Source organism: Streptomyces sp. NPDC002776, from assembly GCF_053592195.1.
In genome coordinates this window covers 192,739-211,977 of record NZ_JBSFVG010000010.1, presented here as the reverse complement: position 1 = coordinate 211,977, position 19,239 = coordinate 192,739, and the positions used below count along the sequence as shown (strand labels likewise).

The following is a 19,239-nucleotide window of genomic DNA, read 5'->3' as shown; positions in this document are numbered from 1 at the left end:
TTCGGATCATCCCGGCGTCGCGGGCTCCTGGACCTCGTTGTTCGCCAAGGCCGTCGTGGACCGCGGGTCCACGGCGGCCTTCGTGCTCTCCCGGGCCGTGAGCGTCAGGTACAGCGCGCCTCCCACCGCGCCCGACAGCAGGAAGCTGCAGTCCACCCCGCCGGTCAGCGCGAGCAGCGGACCCTCGTACGACGGCAGCGCCACCGCGAGCACGCCGACCGTCGCCCCCAGCGCCCAGGACACCGTCGCCGGGATGTTCCAGCCGCCGGTGAACCAGTAGATCCCGCCCCGCGCACGGCGGTTGAAGACCTGGAGGGCCTCCGCGTCGTACACCCCCCGGCAGCGCGCGAAGCCGATCAGGGTGATGACCGCCCACGGTGTGCCGATCGCCGTCAGCAGCAGGACGAAGGAGGTCATCGCGTCCTGGGCGGTGGAGACGTAGTGGCCGACGAAGACGCAGACCGTGGCGAGAACCGCGACCGTGTAAGTGGCGGTCGCCCGGGAGGCGCGCGGCAGGATGGCGTCCAGGTCGAGGCCCATGGAGTAGAGCATCAGACCCGCGTTGCCGACCGAGCCCGCGGAGGCGGCGAGCAGCAGCGGGACCAGGTACCAGGTGGGGGCCGCGTCCACGAGGGGACCGGCGTAGTCGAGGGCCGCGCCGGCCGCGTACGCCGTGAAGGTGCCGAAGAGCTGCGGGACGAGCAGGCCGAGGGCGAGCCCGAGCCAGGTGGCGTGCAGGACCTTGCGGGAGGAGTGGCGGGCCGGGGAGATGTAGCGGGTGTAGTCGCCGAGCAGGGTGATGAAGGCGATGGGGCCCGACAGGCCCGCGGCCACCGCGGCCAGCAGCCACGTCGGCCAGAACCCGCCCAGCAGATAGCCGCCGGCCTCGGGGAGCGCGGCGGTCGTGAAGTCGGGGGCGTAGGCGAGGACGCCGAGCAGCAGCAGGACTGTCATGCCGACCGCGAGGACGCGGGACAGGGCGAGCAGCACGCGGTAGCCGTAGACCGCGCCGGTGACCGTCGCCGCGGCGAGCAGGCCGTAGACCAGGCCGTAGGAGAGGTCGCTTGCGGGGACGCCGAACAGGCGGGTCAGGACGCCGAGCATCACGTCGCCGCCGATCCACACGGTCAGCGCGGTGTAGCCGAGGGCGAGCAGCAGGCCGACCACCGAGCCGACCAGCCGGCCGCGCACCCCGAACTGGGCGCCGGAGGAGGTCGACAGGTTCGTCGCCGTGCGCAGGGAGATCAGGGCGAGCGGCGCGGTGAGGGCGACGCCGACCGCCGTGCCCACCAGGATCGAGCTGACCGACGCCCACCAGCCGAGGCCGAAGGACGGCGGCAGCCACCCGAAGATGATCACGCCGAGGCAGAGATTCGACCCCACCAGGATCGAGACGAGGTCACGGGGTCCGCTGGTGCGTTCCTCGTCGGGGATGGTGTCGACTCCGCGCCGTTCCATCGGCATGGCTGGTCTCCCTTGATCGGCCGCCTGAGAAGTTAGAGCGACGCTCAATGTGACGTTTCCGGAGCTGGCACGTCAATGTTTCCCTCGTACGAATCTGATGTTTAGAGTGTTGTTCTAACGACTGGAAGGCAAGGAGGTGCCCGCGTCATGAGACTGACTCCCACGGAACGTGACCGGCTGCTGCTCTTCGGAGCCGCCGAGCTGGCCCGTGCCCGCCGGGCCCGCGGTCTGCGGCTGAACGTGCCGGAGGCCACCGCCCTGATCGCGGACACCGTCTGTGAGGCGGCCCGGGACGGCCGGCGGCTGGCCGAGGCCGTCGAGGCCGCCCGCTCGGTGCTCGGCCCGGACGATGTGCTGCCCGGGGTCGCGGACGTGGTCACCGAGGTGCACGTGGAGGCGGTCTTCGACGACGGCTCCCGGCTCGCGGTCGTCTCCGACCCGATCGGCGCCGGGCTCGGAGCCGAGGCGCCCGGCGCGCTGCTGCCCGGCCCCGAGCACCCCGAGCCCGCGGCCGCCGTGCGTCTTCCGGTCACCAACACGGCCGCCGTGCCGGTCTCCGTCACCTCCCACTTCCACTTCTTCGAGGCGAACCCGCGCCTCGACTTCGACCGCCAGCGGGCCTACGGCATGCGGCTCGCGGTCCCCGCCGGGTCCTCCGTGCGCTTCGGGCCGGGCGAGAGCGCCGAGGTCGGCCTGGTGCCGATCGGCGGTGCCCGGATCGCGATCGGCTTCGCCGGGCTCGTCGACGGGCCGCTGGACGCGCCGGGAGCCAGGGAAGAGGCCCTGCGCAGGGCCGCCGCCTGCGGATATCTGGGCGTCCCCGGAGAGGAGGCCGCCCGATGAGCCGCCCCGGAGGCCACCCCGCCGAGGCCCGCCGCCTCACGCCGTACGAGTACGCCGCCACCCACGGCCCCCGCGCGGGCGACCGGATCCGCCTCGGCGACTCCGGCCTCACCGTCAAGATCGAGTCCGACTCCCAGCGCCACGGCGACGAGTTCCTGGCCGGGTTCGGCAAGACCGCCCGCGACGGGATCCATCTCAAGGCCGCCGCCGTCCGGGAGACCTGCGACGTCGTCATCAGCAATGTCGTGGTGATCGACGCCGTCCAGGGCATCCGGAAGGTCTCCATCGGCATCCGCGAGGGCCGGATCAGCTCGATCGGGCGGGCCGGGAACCCGGACACGCTCGACGGGGTCGACGTCGTGGTCGGCACCGGTACGTCCATCGTGTCCGGCGAGGGGCTGATCGCCACCGCCGGTGCCGTCGACACCCATGTCCATCTGCTGTCACCGCGCATCATGGAGGCCTCGCTGGCCTCCGGCGTCACCACGGTCATCGGGCAGGAGTTCGGGCCCGTGTGGGGCGTCGGCGTGAACTCCCCGTGGGCACTGAAGCACGCCTTCGGCGCCTTCGACGCCTGGCCGGTCAACATCGGCTTCCTCGGGCGGGGTTCGTCCTCCGACGGCGCGCCGCTGGTGGAGGCGCTCGCCGAGGGCGGCGCGTCCGGCTTCAAGGTGCACGAGGACATGGGCGCGCACACCCGGGCGCTGGACACCGCGCTGCGCGTGGCGGAGGAGCACGACGTCCAGGTCGCCCTGCACAGCGACGGCCTGAACGAGTGCCTGTCGGTCGAGGACACCCTGCGGGTGCTGGAGGGCCGCACCATCCACGCCTTCCACATCGAGGGCTGTGGCGGCGGACACGTGCCCAACGTGCTGAAGATGGCGGGTGTCCCGAACGTCATCGGCTCCTCGACCAACCCCACGCTGCCCTTCGGGCGGGACGCGGTCGCCGAGCACTACGGCATGATCGTCTCCGTCCACGATCTGAAGACGGACCTGCCCGGCGACGCCGCCATGGCCCGCGACCGCATCCGCGCCGGGACCATGGGCGCCGAGGACGTGCTGCACGACCTGGGCGCGATCGGCATCACCTCCTCCGACGCGCAGGGCATGGGCCGCGCCGGTGAGACCGTCCGCCGTACGTTCGCCATGGCCGGCAAGATGAAGGCCGAGCTGGGCGACCCCGGCGTCGGCCACGACAACGAGCGCGTCCTGCGCTACATGGCCAAGCTGACCATCAACCCGGCCATCGCCCACGGGCTCGCGCACGAGGTCGGTTCGCTCGAGGTCGGCAAGCTCGCCGACATCGTGCTCTGGCGCCCCGAGTACTTCGGCGCCAAACCGCAGCTGGTGCTGAAGTCCGGCTTCCCCGCCTACGGGGTGACCGGTGACCCCAACGCGGCCACCGACACCTGCGAACCCCTCGTCCTGGGCCCGCAGTTCGGCGCGCACGGCGCCACTCCCGCCGAGATCTCCGTCGCCTTCGTCGCCCAGGCCGCCCTCGACCAGGGCCACGACACCATGCCCACCCGGCGCCGCCGGGTCGCCGTCCGCGGCACCCGCGGCATCGGACCGGCCGACCTGCGCCTGAACTCCCGTACCGGAGCCGTCGACGTCGACCAGCGCACCGGGCTCGTCACCCTCGACGGAGAGCCCCTGCGCTCCGAACCGGCCGACTCGGTCTCCCTGAACCGCCTCTACTTCCTCTAGGACCTGAGATGACCTTCCGTATGCCCCCCGAGTGGGCTCCGCACGAGCGCACCTGGATGGCCTGGCCCGGCCCCAACCCCACCTTCACCACCGAGGAGGAGCTGGCCGAGGCCCGCGCCGCCTGGGCGTCCGTGGCCCGCGCGGTACGCCGCTTCGAGCCGGTGACGGTGGTGCACGGACCAGGACAGGGCGACTCGGCGCGCGAACTGCTCGGCCCGGACATCGAGTTGGCCGAGCGGGAGCTCGACGACGCGTGGATGCGCGACATCGGCCCCACCTTCGTCAAGGACGAGGAGGGCCGACTGGCCGCCGTGGACTGGGTGTTCAACGGCTGGGGCGGCCAGGACTGGGCCCGCTGGGAGCACGACTCCAAGATCGCCCGGCATGTGGCGGATCTGGCGGGGGTCCCCGTCCTGCCCTCGACGCTGGTCAACGAGGGCGGCGCGATCCACGTCGACGGCGAGGGCACGGTCCTGCTGACCGACACCGTCCAGCTCGGCGCGGGCCGCAACCCCGACTGGACCCGGGAGCAGGTCGAGGCGGAGATCCACGCCAAGCTCGGCACCAGCAAGGCGATCTGGCTCCCGCACGGCCTGGCCGGCGACTACGGCATGTACGGCACCCAGGGCCACGTCGACATCGTCGCGGCGTTCGCCCGGCCCGGCACCGTCGTCGTGCACAGCCAGCAGAACCCGGACCACCCGGACCACGCCCGGTCCCGGCAGTACCTGGAGATCCTGCGCGGCCAGACCGACGCGAAGGGCCGCCGCCTGGAGGTCGTCGAGATCCCCGCGCCCACCGTCCTCAAGGACGAGGAGGGCGACTGGGTCGACTACTCCTACATCAACCACTACCTCTGCAACGGCGGAGTCGTCCTGTGCGCCTTCGACGACCCCCGCGACGAGATCGCGGCCGGGATCTTCCGGCGGCTGTTCCCCGAGCGGACGGTGACGCTGGTGGACGCCCGTACCATTTTCGCGGGCGGTGGAGGCATCCACTGCATCACCCAGCAGCAGCCGAAGATCTAGGAGCCGTCGGATGGCCGGTGCGCGCAAGCACGCGCCGCCGCGGGAGGACGTCCTCGTCGCCGCCATGGAGATGATCGCCGAGCGCGGTCTGGAGAAGCTCACCATGGCGGCGCTCGGCCGTGAGGTCGGGATGAGCAGTGGCCATCTGCTCTACTACTTCGGCTCCAAGGACGAACTGCTGCTGCAGACCCTGGAGTGGAGCGAGGGCCGGCTCGGCGCCGAGCGCGGCCGGCTGCTGACCGGGACCGGCCCGGTCCGGGAACGGCTCGATGCGTATGTCGACCTGTACGTCCCGGACGGCCATCGCGACCCGCACTGGACGCTGTGGCTGGAGGTCTGGAACCGCTCGCAGAACGCCGACGACACCGCCCGGGACCGGCAGGCCGCGATCGAGGGCGCCTGGCACCGCGACCTGGTCGCCCTGCTGGCCGAGGGGGTCTCCCGGGGAGAGTTCCGCCCGGTCGACCCGGACCGTTTCGCGGCCCGCCTCCGGGCCCTCCTCGACGGCTTCTCCATCCACGTGGCGATCGGGCTGCGCGGCACCGACCGGGCGCAAGTTCTCGGCCACGTACAGGAGTTCCTCCGCGAAGGCCTCCTCGCGGACGCTTGACGGTACGCCCGGGTTGTACTCAATTCGGCGGATTGACGCGGTGTCGCGTGGTGCGTTTGTCTCGACGCAAGCCCTGGCGCAGGGCCGGGGGAAGCATCACGGGGGAAACGTGCTCAGAACCATGCGTGGGGTGTCCGTCGCCGTGCTCGCGGGGGCGATGGTCGCCCTGTCGGCGACATCGGCGGCGCCGGCGCCGAAGCCCGGGCCCGAGAGGATCACGCTGACGGCGGCGGGGGAACAGATCGGGACGGGGTCGGGCGGCGCGGCGCTCACCGCGGACGGGCGCCATGCCGCGTTCGTCTCGGCGGATCCGGACGTGGTGCCGGGGGACACCAACGGCCAAAGCGATGTGTTCGTCCGCGATCTGCGCCGCGGCACCGTGGAGCGGGTCAACGTCGCCTCGGACGGGAGCCAGGCGGAGGGGGGTTCGGGCAGCCACCAGGCGGAGATCAGCGCCGACGGCCGGTACGTCGCCTTCATGTCCTCGGCGAAGAACCTCGCCGAGTGGCCCTCCGGACCGCCCGCCGGCCATGTGGAGGACGTCTACGTCCACGACCGCAGCACCGGCCGCACGGAACGGGTCAGCGTCGGCGCCGACGGCGGCTCCGCCTGGGCGTTCGACACCTTCGACATGTCGGCCGACGGCCGGTACGTCGCCTTCGGTGCCTCGGCGCAGCGGATGGAGGGGGCCGCGAGCGACCAGACCCTCGCCTACGTCGTCGACCGCCGCACCGGCACCGTCCAGCGGGTCAGCGACCGCATCCCGGCGGACTGGTACGTCCCGAGCGTCACCCTGAGCGCCGACGGCAGCCACCTGGCCTATGTGCAGCGGCACCCGCGCGGCGGGCGGCACGAGCTGTGGCACGTCGACCTGGGCACCGGGGAGCAGAAGCTGGTGAACGCGGTCGCGGGCGAGCCCACCGACGGCAGCCCGGCGGGCGCGACGCTCTCGGCGGACGGCCGGTTCGTCTCGTACACCTCCTTCGACGAGAGCGTGGTTCCCGAGGCGCCGGAGTACACCTGGGAGCTCTACCTGTACGACAGCCGCACCGGGGCGACCCGGTGGATCACCCACGACGGCGCGGGCGGGCTCGGCGCCGGTCTGCTCAGCCCCGACGGCAGCCGTCTCGCCTACACCACCGAGACCCGGTCGGGCGACGAGGTCGTCGCGGAGAACGTCCATGTCCGGGATCTGCGGACCGGCCGTACCCAGCTCGTCACCCGCACCCTGGCGGGCGGACCGCAGACCGAGGGGTACGCGGCACCCAGCGGGTTCGCCCGGGACGGGCGGCTGCTGTCCGTCCACTCCGTCTCGTCCGAACTCGTCCCCGGCGACACCAATGCGGCGGGCGACGGCTTCCTCTTCCGGCTGCGGTGACTCCGGCCGCGGTGACCAGCAAGGGGTTCGCATTGTGAGACGGCGGTGAGCGCGGGGGCGGTCTGTGCCAGACTGCCCCCGTGCTCTCGTTCGCCATGATTATTGGCAGCAGGCGCGCCGGTCCGCAGTGACCGCCACGTACGACCAGGTACGGGCGGACACCGTCGTTCTCGACCCGCGCGCAGACCTCTCGCACCCGCGAGGGGTTTTTCGCATTTCTGGCCCACCTGCAGCCGGGACCGCAGCGCGAGGGATCATTGGAGGACGGTGGAGCCGGTCATTCCGGTACAGACCGAGATCCAGACCTCAGGAGCCTTCAGACCATGACGGAAACCAGCGAACTCGACGACTCGTTCCACGTCTTCGACACCACCCTGCGCGACGGCGCGCAGCGCGAGGGGATCAACCTCACCGTCGCGGACAAGCTGGCCATCGCACGGCACCTGGACGACTTCGGCGTGGGCTTCATCGAGGGCGGCTGGCCCGGCGCCAACCCGCGGGACACCGAGTTCTTCGCCCGCGCCCAGCGGGAGATCCACTTCCGGCACGCGCAGCTGGTCGCCTTCGGCGCCACCCGCCGGGCAGGCGCCAAGGCAGCGGACGACCCGCAGGTCAGGGCGCTGCTGGAGTCGGGCGCCCCGGTCATCACGCTGGTCGCCAAGTCCCATGACCGGCATGTGGAACTCGCGCTGCGCACCACCCTGGACGAGAACCTGGAGATGGTCCGGGACACGGTGTCGTTCCTGGCGGAACAGGGCCGCCGGGTCTTCGTCGACTGCGAGCACTTCTTCGACGGCTACCGCGCCAACCCCGAGTACGCCAAGGCCGTCGTCCGTACGGCCTCGGAGGCGGGCGCCGACGTCGTGATCCTCTGCGACACCAACGGCGGCATGCTCCCGGCGCAGGTCCAGGCGGTCGTCTCGACGGTGCTGGCCGACACCGGCGCCCGGCTCGGCATCCACACCCAGGACGACACCGGCTGCGCGGTCGCCAACACCCTCGCCGCGGTGGACGCGGGCGCGACGCACGTCCAGTGCACGGCGAACGGCTACGGCGAACGCGTGGGCAACGCCAACCTGTTCCCGGTCGTGGCCGCGCTGGAGCTGAAGTACGGCAAGAAGGTCCTCCCCGACGGGCACCTGCGGGAGATGACCCGGATCTCCCACGCCATCGCCGAGGTCGTGAACCTCACCCCCTCCACCCACCAGCCCTACGTCGGCGTCTCGGCCTTCGCCCACAAGGCGGGCCTGCACGCCTCCGCGATCAAGGTCGACCCGGACCTGTACCAGCACATCGACCCCGAGCAGGTCGGCAACACCATGCGGATGCTGGTCTCCGACATGGCGGGCCGCGCCTCCGTCGAGCTCAAGGGCAAGGAGCTCGGCGTCGATCTGGGCGGCGACCGGGAGCTGGTCGGCCGGGTCGTCGAGCGGGTGAAGGAGCGCGAACTCAAGGGCTACACCTACGAGGCGGCGGACGCGTCCTTCGAACTCCTGCTGCGCGCCGAGGTCGAGGGCAAGCCCTTGAAGTACTTCGGCGTCGAGTCCTGGCGCGCGATCGTGGAGGACCGCCCCGACGGCAGCCACGCCAACGAGGCCACCGTGAAGCTCTTCGCCAAGGGCGAGCGCATCGTCGCCACGGCGGAGGGCAACGGCCCGGTCAACGCCCTGGACCGCGCCCTGCGCGTCGGCCTGGAGAAGATCTACCCCCAGCTCGCCAAGCTGGACCTGGTCGACTACAAGGTCCGCATCCTGGAGGGCGTCCACGGCACCCAGTCCACCACCCGCGTCCTGATCTCCACCTCCGACGGCACCGGTGAGTGGTCCACGGTAGGCGTGGCGGAGAACGTCATCGCGGCGTCCTGGCAGGCACTGGAGGACGCGTACACCTACGGATTGCTGCGGGCGGGAGTGGAGCCGGCGCAGTAGGCAGGTACCGGGCCCGGCGGGATTGGCTTCCCCGGGCCCGGTACGTTTGCCCGTTTCGTCAGGTAGCGTCGAGGTATGAGGACTCCGTTGCTCCGGGGCCTTGTCCGGTGGGCCCTCGTCCCGGTCGCCGCCACGCTGGCGGTGCTGACGACCGGCGCGCCCGGCGCGTTCGCGGCCGCGGACCCGTCGACGGTCGCCGAGGCCCTGCGCGAAGACCCCGTCTACGTGGACCCCGCCGCCTCCGACCAGCTCTCGTCCGCGGACGCCGAGGCGCTCGCCGACAAGATCAGGGACGCCGGCAAACCCGTCTTCGTCGCCGTCCTCCCGGCCGACCAGCCCGAGCGGGACCTCTTCCTGAACCTGCGTACCGAGACCGGGATCACCGGCCTGTACGCGGTGCGCAGCGGTGACCGCTTCGGTGCCCGGGCCGACTCCTCGGTGCTGAGCCGACAGGGAGTGAACAACCTGGTGACGTCCGTACGGGGCACCGACGACGTCAAGGCCCAGCTGAACGACTTCGTCGACGCCGCCCTGAACAACGTGGGCGGCTCCGCACCCTCCTCCTGGGGTTCCACGACCGACGCCGGTGTGCCGGTCGCCGGTCTGGTCACCACCGGAGTGGTCCTGGCGGCGGGCGGCGCGGGCGCCTACACGCTGGTCCGGCGCCGGCGCCTCGCGCACGAGCGGGAACAGCGGGCCGCGCTGGAGAAGCTGCGGGTGGTGGTCGACGAGGACATCACCGCGTTCGGCGAGGAACTGGACCGCCTGGACTTCCACCCCGGCGAGCCCGGCGCCGACGACGCGATGCGCACCGACTACGAACACGCCCTGGACTCCTACGAACAGGCCAAGCGCCTGATGGCCGCGGCGACCAGGCCGGAGGAGGTCAAGGGCGTCACCCAGGCCCTGGAGGACGGCCGCCACGCGCTGGCCGTGCTCGCCGCCCGCCGCGAGGGCCGCCCGCTGCCCGACCGCCGGCCGCCCTGCTTCTTCGACCCCCGGCACGGCCCCTCGGTCGCCGACGTGACCTGGACACCGTCCGGCGGCGCCACCCGCGAGGTCCCGGTCTGCGCGGCTGACGAGGCCCGCCTCGCCGACGGCCAGGACCCGATGATCCGCGAGGTCACCACCGACACCGGCGCCCGCCGTCCCTACTGGGACGCCGGACCCGCCTACGGCCCCTATGCCGGCGGCTACTTCGGCGGCGGCCTCCTCCCGGGCCTGCTCATCGGCACGATGCTCGGCGGCATGATGGCGAGCCCCGCCTACGCCGCCGACTACGGGGCCGGTTACGGCGACTTCGGCGGCGGCTACGAGGGCGGTGACGTCTCGGGCGCCGACTTCGCCTCGGACGACTTCACGGGCGGCTTCGGCGGCGGGGACTTCGGCGGCGGCGACTTCGGGGGCGGCGGGGACTTCGGCGGCGGCGGGTTCTGACGAAAGATGGGGCGCGTACGGGTCGTACGCGCCCCTCGTGCGTCAGGACTCAGAGCCCGGCCGCCGCCGAGGCGATGGCGGAGGCGAAGGTGGAGACCTCGGTGTAGACACCGGGGGCGTTGGGGCGGGCGCAGCCGATGCCCCAGCTGACGATGCCGACCTGGATCCACTGGTTCGCCGCGTCCCGGCGGAACATGGGGCCACCGGAGTCGCCCTGGCAGGTGTCGACGCCGCCCGCGGTGTAGCCCGCGCAGATCTCCTCGCTCGCGATGAGACCGCTGTAGCCGCTGTACGAGCGGCAGGTCGCGTCACTCACGAACGGCACGGTCGCCTTGAGCAGGTAGCGCTGCTGGGAGCCGCCCTCGGTGGCCGCGCCCCAGCCGGCCACGGTGAAGGTGCCGGTGTTGTACTGCGTGGTCGTGGCGATCTTCAGCGTGGGCAGGTTGATCGGCTGGGCGAGCTTGATGAGCGCCCAGTCCTTGCCGTCGCCGTTGTAGCCGGGGGCGCGGTAGACGTAGGTGGAGCGCACCTGGATCCGGCTGCTGGACTGCAGGTCCACGACGCCGGCGGTGGCGGTGATGCTGGTGTTGGCGCCGGTACGGCCCACGCAGTGCGCGGCGGTGAGCACGATCTGCTGGGTGTAAAGGGCGCCGCCGCAGCCCATCGAGAGCCGCACCATGAACGGGAACTCGCCCTGCGCGGCGCGGGTTCCGCCGACGACGGGGGCAGGGGCCGCCTGCGCGGCGGACACGGGCTGGAGGCTGGCGACGGCGAGCGCGGCCGTGGCCGCGACGGCGCATCTCTTGAGCGCCTTGAGGAGAGACTTCAAGGGGGTGCCTTCCGTGGGGTTCGGTGGAGGCGTACCGCGGCCGCAAGATTGTCGCGGACACGTCAAACTATGGCTCGGATTATGAGAACGCCGTGCGCGCGAGCACAAGAGGGGATATCCAGCCATGCGTCATCGAGGACAGAGCGGACTCGTCCAGGACGCTTATCTAGGACGGAAACTGGCCTATTCCCCGCCTACGGTCTCCCCATGACCGAGATCGCAGGCCCCCTCTTCTTCGCCTCCGTCGACGCCCTCGACACCTGGCTCGCCGAGCACCCCGCCCCGCATCCGGGGCTGTGGGTCAAGGTCGCCAAGAAGGGGTCGGGCATCGCGTCCGCGGACTTCGCCGACGTCAACGACGTGGCCCTGTGCCACGGCTGGATCACCGGGCAGCGCAAGCCGCTGGACGAGTCGTACTTCCTGCAGAAGATCACTCCGCGCCGCCCCGGCAGCCTCTGGTCGATGGTCAACGTGCGGCGGATCGCGGAGTTGAGCGCCGCCGGGCGGATGCGGCCCGCCGGGATCGCGGAGGTCGAGGCGGCCCGGGCCGACGGGCGGTGGGCGGCGGCGTACGAATCGCAGCGCAATGCGACCGTGCCGGAGGACCTGACGGCGGAACTGGAGCGGAACCCCCGGGCCCGGGAGGTCTTCGAGAAGCTGGGCAGGAGCGACCGCTATCAGGTGGTCCTCGGCCTGCTCCAGGCCCGTACGCCCGAGACCCGGGCGGGCCGGCTGGCCGCGGCGATCGCGAAGCTGGAGGGGCGGTGGACAGCCGAGCGCCCGCCCTTCCGTCGGGGGAGCCGGAGGGCGGGCGCGCTCAGGGGGTGCGACTGAGGGGCGGACGGGTCACGCGTTGCGGATCGCCGAGATGTCGAAGTTCAGCTTGATCTTGTCGGAGACCAGCACGCCACCCGTCTCCAGGGCCGCGTTCCAGGTCAGGCCGTACTCGGAGCGCAGGATCTCGGCCTTGCCCTCGAACCCGACGCGCTCGTTGCCGAACGGGTCCTTCGCGGCGCCGTTGAACTCCAGGGCGATGGTGAGCGGCCGGGTGGTGCCGAGGATCGTCAGGTCACCGGTGATGCGGTAGTCGTCGCCGCCCAGGGCCTCCGCCTTGGTGGAGCGGAAGGTCATGGCCGGGAACTCGTCCGTGCGGAAGAAGTCCGCGCTCTTGAGGTGGCCGTCGCGGTCCGCGGAACCGGTGTCGATGCTGTCCATCTTCACGTCCAGGGAGGCGGTGGACCTCGCCGGGTCGGAGCCGTCGAGGTGCAGCGAGCCGGTGAAGTCCAGGAACGTGCCCTTGACGTTCGTGACCATGGCGTGCCGGGCCACGAAACCGAGCGTGGAGTGTGCGGCGTCGATGCTGTAGTCGCCGGTCAGGGCGGCGAGCTCCGGGGTGACGGCGGCGGGGGTCTCGACGGTGTTCTTGCGGCCGAAGATGCTCATGACGTTCTCCTTGGGGACGGTCGTGCCGGTGGCGGTCGTGCTGGTGACGATCGCGCGGTTAAGTTGAATGTTCAACCAGCTCCAACATGGACGACGGTAGACCTATTCCGTTCGGATTTCAACTATCTTCGCGAGGTGGTTCCCTGGAGGGCATGCGCTTCACTCGCCGGGTCCTTCTCCTCGCCGCCGGGCTGACCCTCACGGCGGCGACCCCGCAGGGGATCACCGATCCGTACGCCGCCCTCCGGCGCCGATGGCTCGATCTCGCCCTAGGGTCCGGCTACGACCCCACGGCGGAGCCGTACGCCTCCCGCCTCGCCGACACCGGGGTGCTCGCGCGCGGCTTCCAGGCGTCCATGGCGCCCACCGCCGGCTCCCTGTGGCCCGGCACCCCCTACGACCCGCCCTCCGGCATCACCCGGAGCTACAGCCGGCTGTGGACCATGACCCAGGCCTACGTCCAGCCCGGCACCGGATCGACTGGTGACCCGAGCCTGCTCGCGGACGTCCTGCGCGGGCTCGACCACCTGTCCGCCACCGTCTACCACCCCTCCACCACCCCGTACGGCAACTGGTGGGAGTGGCAGATCGGCAGCCCGAGGCTGCTGATGGACATCACGGTCGCGCTCCACGACCGCCTGGGCGAGGCCCGGCGAGCCGCCGCCTGCGCCGCCGTCGACCACTTCGTCCCCGACTCCGCGCTCACCGACTACTCCGGCACCTCCACCGGCGCCAACCGGGTCGACCTGTGCCGTTCCGTCGCCCTGCGCGGGATCCTGGGCCAGGAACCCGAACGGATCGCCCTCGCCCGGGACGCGCTCTCGCCGGTCTTCCCGTACGTCACCCGGGGGGACGGGCTGTACGCGGACGGATCGTTCGTGCAGCACACCCGGGTCCCCTACTCCGGCACCTACGGACAGGTCCTGCTCGACGGGCTCGGACGGCTCTTCGCGCTGCTCGCCGGGTCCGAGTGGGAGGTGACCGATCCCCGTCGGCAGACCGTCCTCGACAGCGTCGAGCGGGCCTGGGCCCCGCTCGTCCACGACGGGCTGATCATGGACAGCGTCAACGGCCGGGCCATCAGCCGCGGTTGCCTCAAGGGCGACGACCGGCAGGTCATGCGCAGCGACCACGTCCACGGGCACGCCGTCATCGCCGCCGTCGCCCTGCTCGCGGGCGGGGCGAGCGAGGCGGAGCGGCAGCGCTGGTACGGCCGTGTCAAGGGCTGGATCGAGCGGGACACCGTCGCCCCGGTCCTGACGGGACGGCAGTTCGGGGTCGCCGACCTCGCGCGGCTGCACGCCGTCGCCGCCTCCTCCCTGCCCGCCGCGCCCGAACCCACCGGCCACCATCTCTTCGCCGCCATGGACCGGGCCGTCCACCGCCGCCCCGGCTTCGTCGCGAACATCGCGATGGCCAGCGACCGCATCGCCCACTACGAATGCGGCAACGGCGAGAACCCGCGCGGCTGGCACACCGGCGCCGGGATGCTGTCCTGGTGGGCGGCGGGGCTCGGGGACCAGTACACCGACTGGTACTGGCCCACCGTCGACTGGTACCGGCTTCCGGGGACGACCGTCTCGACGCGGCGGCTGCCCGACCGGGCCGGCGGCGAGTGGGGCGAGCCCCGGCCCGACGCGCGCTGGGTGGGCGGGGCGACCGACGGCGAGTACGCGGCGATCGGGCAGCACCTGAAGGGGCTCGGCTCGACCCTCCAGGCCCGCAAGTCGTGGTTCTGCGTCGCGGACGCGGTGATCTGCCTGGGCGCCGGGATCACCTGTGCCGACGGCGTCCCCGTCGAGACGGTGGTCGACAACCGGAACCTGGGGGAGAGCGGCGAGCAGACCTTCGTACGGGGCGACGGCTGGGCCCATCTCCAGGGGCACGGCGGGTGGCTGGTTCCCGAGGGGGAGCCGCGGACCCTGCGCGAGGACCGCACGGGAGCCTGGGCCGACATCAACACCGCCGGTACGGCCGAGCGGCGCACCCGCCGCTGGCAGACGCTCTGGCTGGACCACGGCACGGACCCCACGGACGCCTCCTACCGGTACGTCCTGATGCCCGGCGCCTCCCGCGGCGCGGTCGCCGCCCGGGCCGCCGACCGGGACTGGCTGTCGGTCCTCGCCAACGACGCCGGACGCCAGGCGGTCCACGTCCCCTCGCTCGGCCTGACCGCGGCGAACTTCTGGCAGGCGGGCACCGCGGGTACGCTCACCTCCTCCTCGGGGGCGAGCGTCCTGGTCCGCACCCACGGCCGTACCGCCGCCCTCTCGGTGAGCGAGCCGCCCCGCACCGGCGCACCGGTGGAGATCGTCTGGGACCGTCCGGTGCGCTCGGTGATCCGGGCCGACGACAGCGTCGAGGTGCTCGCTACAGGCCGCCGACTGCACCTCCGTGTCACTCCGGGGATGGCATGTGCGAGCCATGAATGTGAGGTGACTCTCAGCTGACGGCTTTGTGTGACCTCTACAAGCCGAACGCCCTCTGAGCAGTCAGAACGGCTGCATACCGGCATGGTTCTGTTCAGGGGTACCAGGAAAACGGGCCGGAGACTGTACGGAGTCGACGGCCCGCATTCCCCCGCGTTCTTCGTAAGGTCGCTACATGACCGTTTTGGAAGAGACGACGGGTGAGCCCACGGACGCGCGCGGCCGGGTCGCCGAGCTGCACGAGATCCGTGCCCAGGCACTGGCCGGTCCCAGCGAGAAGGCGACCGAGGCGCAGCACGCCAAGGGCAAGCTGACCGCCCGGGAGCGGATCGAGCTGCTGCTGGACCCGGGCTCCTTCCAGGAGGTCGAGCAGCTGCGCCGGCACCGGGCCCAGGGCTTCGGCCTGGAGTCCAAGAAGCCGTTCACCGACGGTGTCATCACCGGCTGGGGCACGGTGGAGGGCCGCACGGTCTTCGTCTACGCCCATGACTTCCGCATCTTCGGCGGCGCGCTGGGCGAGGCCCACGCCACCAAGATCCACAAGATCATGGACATGGCCATCGCGGCGGGCGCGCCCCTGGTCTCGCTCAACGACGGTGCGGGCGCCCGGATCCAGGAGGGCGTCTCGGCCCTCGCCGGCTACGGCGGCATCTTCCAGCGCAACACCAGGGCCTCCGGTGTCATCCCGCAGATCTCGGTGATGCTCGGCCCGTGCGCGGGCGGCGCGGCCTACAGCCCCGCCCTGACCGACTTCGTCTTCATGGTCCGCGAGACCTCCCAGATGTTCATCACCGGCCCGGACGTGGTGAAGGCGGTCACCGGCGAGGAGATCACCCAGAACGGCCTGGGCGGCGCGGACGTGCACGCCGAGACGAGCGGCGTCTGCCACTTCGCGTACGACGACGAGGAGACGTGCATCGCGGAGGTCCGCTACCTGCTGTCGCTGCTGCCGCAGAACAACCGCGAGAACCCGCCGCGCGTGGAGTCCACGGACGCCGCGGACCGCCGCGGTGACGTGCTGCTCGACCTGGTCCCGGCCGACGGCAACCGCCCGTACGACATGGCCAAGGTCATCGAGGAGATCGTCGACGACGGGGAGTACCTGGAGGTCCACGAGCGCTGGGCGCGGAACATCATCTGCGCGCTGGCCCGGCTGGACGGCCAGGTCGTCGGCATCGTGGCCAACCAGCCGCAGTCCCTGGCGGGCGTCCTGGACATCGAGGCCTCGGAGAAGGCGGCTCGCTTCGTCCAGATGTGCGATGCCTTCAACATCCCGATCCTCACCCTTTTGGACGTGCCCGGCTTCCTCCCCGGCGTGGACCAGGAGCACGGTGGAATCATCCGCCACGGCGCCAAGCTGCTGTACGCCTACTGCAACGCGACCGTGCCCCGGATCTCGCTGATCCTGCGCAAGGCCTACGGAGGTGCGTACATCGTCATGGACAGCCAGTCCATCGGTGCGGACCTGACGTACGCCTGGCCGACGAACGAGATCGCCGTGATGGGCGCCGAAGGTGCCGCCAACGTCATCTTCCGGCGTCAGATCGCGGAGGCCGAGGACCCCGAGGCCATGCGCTCCCGCATGGTCAAGGAGTACAAGTCCGAGCTGATGCACCCGTACTACGCGGCGGAGCGCGGTCTCGTCGACGACGTGATCGACCCGGCGGAAACCCGCGAGGTCCTGATCCGTTCCCTGGCGATGCTCCAGTCGAAGCACGCCGACCTGCCGTCCCGCAAGCACGGCAACCCCCCGCAGTAACCCACCGGTACCGCTGCGGAAACCTCTCTTACGGAGACTGACACCCATGAAGCTCCCTGACATTCGCGTCGAGAAGGGCCACGCCGGGCCCGAGGAAGTCGCCGCCATCACGGCGATCCTGCTGGCCCGCGCGGCCGCCCGGCCCGCGTCCGCCCCGGCCCACCGGGGCCGCGCCCGGGCAGGCTGGCGCCGCCTGGAACGCGAGCCGGGCTTCCGCGCCCCGCACAGCTGGCGCTGAGCTTCTGCGCTGCCACGGCCCCGTTCTCCCGGGTGGGAGGGCGGGGCCGTAGCCGTACGGCCAGCAGACGCTGACGGTCACACCGGGGCGTAGCAGCACCAACGGATCGTCGGGCATGACGCACGCTGTGAGCCGGAGGGTTCCCTCTGCCGGCGGGAGGCTGCTTTGGGTCTCGTCCAGACCCACCGGCGGCCGCACCGTCCGCACTCCGCCGCCGCGAAGGTGTCGCAGACCGCGTCGATCACGGCCTCGGGCGTGGACAGGCCCCTGAACTCGTGCTCCAGGAACGGCTCCCTGCGGTCGAACACCGCGTCCGCGATCTGCTCGAACTGCCGCTTGACGCTCCGCGAGAACTTCACCCCGGGCACCCGCACCCGGGCCAGCTCCTCGATGGTCAGATGGCGTTCCTGAAAACGACGTACGGCCCCCATCCCTCCCACAGGAGGCACGGAGGCCGCAACCGGTTCGGGTGGACTAGCGCAGGCGGGCCATCAGGGCGTGCTCGACCAGGGTGATCAGCGTCGACTTGGCGTCCGAGCGGTGCCGGGCGTCCGTCGTGATGATCGGGGTGTCGGGGCCGATCTGCAGGGCCTCGCGCACCTCGTCCGGGTTGTACGGCTGGTTGCCGTCGAAGCCGTTCAGGGCGATCACGAAGGGGAGGCCGGAGTTCTCGAAGTAGTCGACGGCCGGGAAGCAGTCGGCCAGGCGCCGGGTGTCGACCAGCACGACGGCGCCGATCGCGCCGCGCACCAGGTCGTCCCACATGAACCAGAAGCGGTCCTGGCCGGGCGTACCGAAGAGGTACAGGATCAGGTCCTGGTCCAGGGTGATGCGGCCGAAGTCCATGGCGACCGTCGTGGTCGTCTTGTCTCCGGTGTGGGTGAGGTCGTCGATGCCCGCCGACGCAGACGTCATGACGGCCTCTGTGCGCAGCGGGTTGATCTCCGAAACGGCCCCGACGAACGTGGTCTTGCCCACGCCGAAGCCACCCGCCACCACGATCTTCGCCGAGGTGGTGGAGCGGGAAGGACCGCCGCTAGAGCTTGCGAAGTCCACTGAGCACCCTTTCGAGCAGTGTCACGTCTGGCTGGCCGCCGGCGTTCTCGTCGCCGCCGGGCTGATGGATGGCGACCAGGCCCGCCTCCGCCAAGTCGGCGACGAGGATCCTGGCCACGCCGAGAGGGATCGTGAGCAGGGCCGAGACCTCGGCCACCGACTTGATCTCCCGGCAGAGGTTGCAGATCCGCTGATGCTCGGGCAACTGGCCCTGCATCTGGTGCGGCTGCGCGGTGGTGTGCACCAGCGCCTCGATGGCGAGCTGGTAGCGCGGGCGCGTCCGGCCGCCGGTCATGGCGTACGGGCGCACCAAGGGGTTGTGATGCGACGCCCCGGCGGGCGTCGGCTCAGGGGCGCGTCGCTGCGGCTGCTCGGGCTGGATGCGCGGCGCCTGCGGCTGGTCGTACGGCGACTGCCCCGGGCCCTGGGGGCCCTGCGGCTGTCCGTACGGCTGCTGCCGCCGCTGGCTCGGCGCGGAGGGGAAGTTGTACCGGTTCTGGGAACCGTCGTTCTGGCCCTGGGCAGGGCCGTACGACCAGTTGCCCGATGACGAACCGTCTGGGGGTGTTGCCACTTTCTCTCCTCCTCCGACTGTGCCTGGCACCCGTCAATGGGGAGCCGCGTCCCGAAACCTTACGGCCCCGGGACGACAAAACGCACCGTGTGTCTGTTAGTTGAGAAGGCTCCCTTGGAGCTCCGCACGCAGATCCGGCGTCAGGACCGTACCGGCACGGTCCACCAGAAGGGCCATCTCGTACCCAATGAGGCCGATGTCCGCCTCCGGGTGGGCAAGAACCGCGAGCGACGAACCGTCGGAGATGGACATGATGAAGAGGAATCCCCGCTCCATCTCCACAACCGTCTGGTTCACGCTGCCGCCCTCGAAGATGCGCGAGGCACCAGCGGTCAGCGAGGTCAGACCGGAGGCGACCGCCGCGAGCTGATCGGCGCGGTCACGCGGAAAGCCTTCGGACATCGCCAGAAGGAGTCCGTCGGCGGAGACCACCACCGTGTGCGACACCCCGGGGGTGTTGTCCACGAAGTTGGTGATCAACCAGTTCAGGTTCTGCGCCGCCTGGCTCATCGGG

At 71.4% G+C, this 19,239-nt stretch carries 18 protein-coding genes; 11 read left to right on the top strand and 7 right to left on the bottom strand.

What is annotated here, in order from left to right:
• Positions 1-6 precede the first annotated feature (6 nt).
• The gene (locus tag ACWD11_RS21605; protein WP_451284797.1) at positions 7-1,464 is read right to left on the bottom strand and encodes a cytosine permease; all 1,458 of its coding nucleotides are present in this window, start codon (positions 1,462-1,464) and stop codon (positions 7-9) included.
• 147 nt (positions 1,465-1,611) lie between these two features.
• Here ACWD11_RS21605 and ureA point away from each other — a divergent pair, with 147 nt between their 5' ends.
• The 7 genes from ureA to ACWD11_RS21570 all read left to right on the top strand — a co-directional run bounded on the left by ureA (position 1,612) and on the right by ACWD11_RS21570 (position 10,397).
• Positions 1,612-2,307, top strand: a complete 696-nt coding sequence (gene ureA, locus ACWD11_RS21600; RefSeq protein WP_389414793.1) for an urease subunit gamma — start codon at positions 1,612-1,614, stop codon at positions 2,305-2,307.
• Positions 2,304-4,016, top strand: coding sequence for an urease subunit alpha (locus ACWD11_RS21595; RefSeq protein WP_389414792.1), 1,713 nt, complete (start codon positions 2,304-2,306; stop codon positions 4,014-4,016). Before ureA ends, ACWD11_RS21595 begins: the two co-directional genes overlap by 4 nt.
• Positions 4,017-4,024: 8 nt before the next feature.
• Positions 4,025-5,044 (top strand): agmatine deiminase family protein, encoded by a 1,020-nt coding sequence (locus tag ACWD11_RS21590; protein WP_389414791.1) that lies wholly within the window; start codon positions 4,025-4,027, stop codon positions 5,042-5,044.
• 10 nt (positions 5,045-5,054) lie between these two features.
• A complete protein-coding gene (locus ACWD11_RS21585) occupies positions 5,055-5,654 on the top strand; it encodes a TetR/AcrR family transcriptional regulator (protein WP_389414790.1) in 600 nt (199 codons plus the stop codon).
• 130 nt (positions 5,655-5,784) lie between these two features.
• Positions 5,785-7,032, top strand: a complete 1,248-nt coding sequence (locus ACWD11_RS21580) for a TolB family protein (RefSeq protein WP_451284794.1) — start codon at positions 5,785-5,787, stop codon at positions 7,030-7,032.
• A gap of 323 nt (positions 7,033-7,355) precedes the next feature.
• The gene (cimA, locus tag ACWD11_RS21575) at positions 7,356-8,960 is read left to right on the top strand and encodes a citramalate synthase (protein WP_389414788.1); all 1,605 of its coding nucleotides are present in this window, start codon (positions 7,356-7,358) and stop codon (positions 8,958-8,960) included.
• 75 nt (positions 8,961-9,035) lie between these two features.
• Positions 9,036-10,397: a hypothetical protein gene (locus tag ACWD11_RS21570; protein ID WP_389414787.1), complete on the top strand. Its 1,362-nt coding sequence runs from the start codon at positions 9,036-9,038 to the stop codon at positions 10,395-10,397.
• A gap of 49 nt (positions 10,398-10,446) precedes the next feature.
• Here ACWD11_RS21570 and ACWD11_RS21565 read toward each other — a convergent pair whose 3' ends face one another.
• Positions 10,447-11,226, bottom strand: a complete 780-nt coding sequence (locus tag ACWD11_RS21565; RefSeq protein WP_451284792.1) for a serine protease — start codon at positions 11,224-11,226, stop codon at positions 10,447-10,449.
• Positions 11,227-11,433: 207 nt separating this feature from the next.
• Here ACWD11_RS21565 and ACWD11_RS21560 point away from each other — a divergent pair, with 207 nt between their 5' ends.
• On the top strand, positions 11,434-12,060 hold the full coding sequence (locus ACWD11_RS21560) for a YdeI/OmpD-associated family protein (RefSeq protein ID WP_451284790.1): 627 nt from the start codon (positions 11,434-11,436) through the stop codon (positions 12,058-12,060).
• Positions 12,061-12,072: 12 nt separating this feature from the next.
• On the opposite strand, the gene ACWD11_RS21555 is transcribed toward ACWD11_RS21560, so the two are convergent.
• Entirely contained in the window at positions 12,073-12,669 is a 597-nt protein-coding gene (locus ACWD11_RS21555; protein ID WP_451284883.1) for a YceI family protein, read from the bottom strand.
• Between the two features lie 152 nt (positions 12,670-12,821).
• Here ACWD11_RS21555 and ACWD11_RS21550 point away from each other — a divergent pair, with 152 nt between their 5' ends.
• The 3 genes from ACWD11_RS21550 (at position 12,822) to ACWD11_RS21540 (ending at position 17,095) form a co-directional block, all read left to right on the top strand.
• Entirely contained in the window at positions 12,822-15,119 is a 2,298-nt protein-coding gene (locus ACWD11_RS21550; RefSeq protein ID WP_451284788.1) for a polysaccharide lyase 8 family protein, read from the top strand.
• Positions 15,120-15,273: 154 nt separating this feature from the next.
• A complete protein-coding gene (locus ACWD11_RS21545; RefSeq protein WP_389414783.1) occupies positions 15,274-16,857 on the top strand; it encodes an acyl-CoA carboxylase subunit beta in 1,584 nt (527 codons plus the stop codon).
• A gap of 46 nt (positions 16,858-16,903) precedes the next feature.
• Entirely contained in the window at positions 16,904-17,095 is a 192-nt protein-coding gene (locus ACWD11_RS21540; protein ID WP_389414782.1) for an acyl-CoA carboxylase epsilon subunit, read from the top strand.
• Positions 17,096-17,172: 77 nt separating this feature from the next.
• Here the strand turns inward: ACWD11_RS21540 and ACWD11_RS21535 are convergent, their stop codons facing one another.
• The 4 genes from ACWD11_RS21535 to ACWD11_RS21520 all read right to left on the bottom strand — a co-directional run bounded on the left by ACWD11_RS21535 (position 17,173) and on the right by ACWD11_RS21520 (position 19,235).
• Positions 17,173-17,526 carry an NACHT N-terminal Helical domain 1-containing protein gene (locus ACWD11_RS21535; RefSeq protein ID WP_389414781.1) on the bottom strand — a complete coding sequence of 118 codons (354 nt, stop codon included), beginning with the start codon at positions 17,524-17,526 and terminating at the stop codon, positions 17,173-17,175.
• A 43-nt stretch (positions 17,527-17,569) separates the two neighbouring features.
• Entirely contained in the window at positions 17,570-18,151 is a 582-nt protein-coding gene (locus ACWD11_RS21530) for a GTP-binding protein (protein ID WP_389414780.1), read from the bottom strand.
• A complete protein-coding gene (locus ACWD11_RS21525) occupies positions 18,132-18,725 on the bottom strand; it encodes a DUF742 domain-containing protein (protein WP_389414779.1) in 594 nt (197 codons plus the stop codon). Before ACWD11_RS21525 ends, ACWD11_RS21530 begins: the two co-directional genes overlap by 20 nt.
• 96 nt (positions 18,726-18,821) lie before the next feature.
• The gene (locus tag ACWD11_RS21520) at positions 18,822-19,235 is read right to left on the bottom strand and encodes a roadblock/LC7 domain-containing protein (protein ID WP_004983065.1); all 414 of its coding nucleotides are present in this window, start codon (positions 19,233-19,235) and stop codon (positions 18,822-18,824) included.
• Positions 19,236-19,239 lie beyond the last annotated feature (4 nt).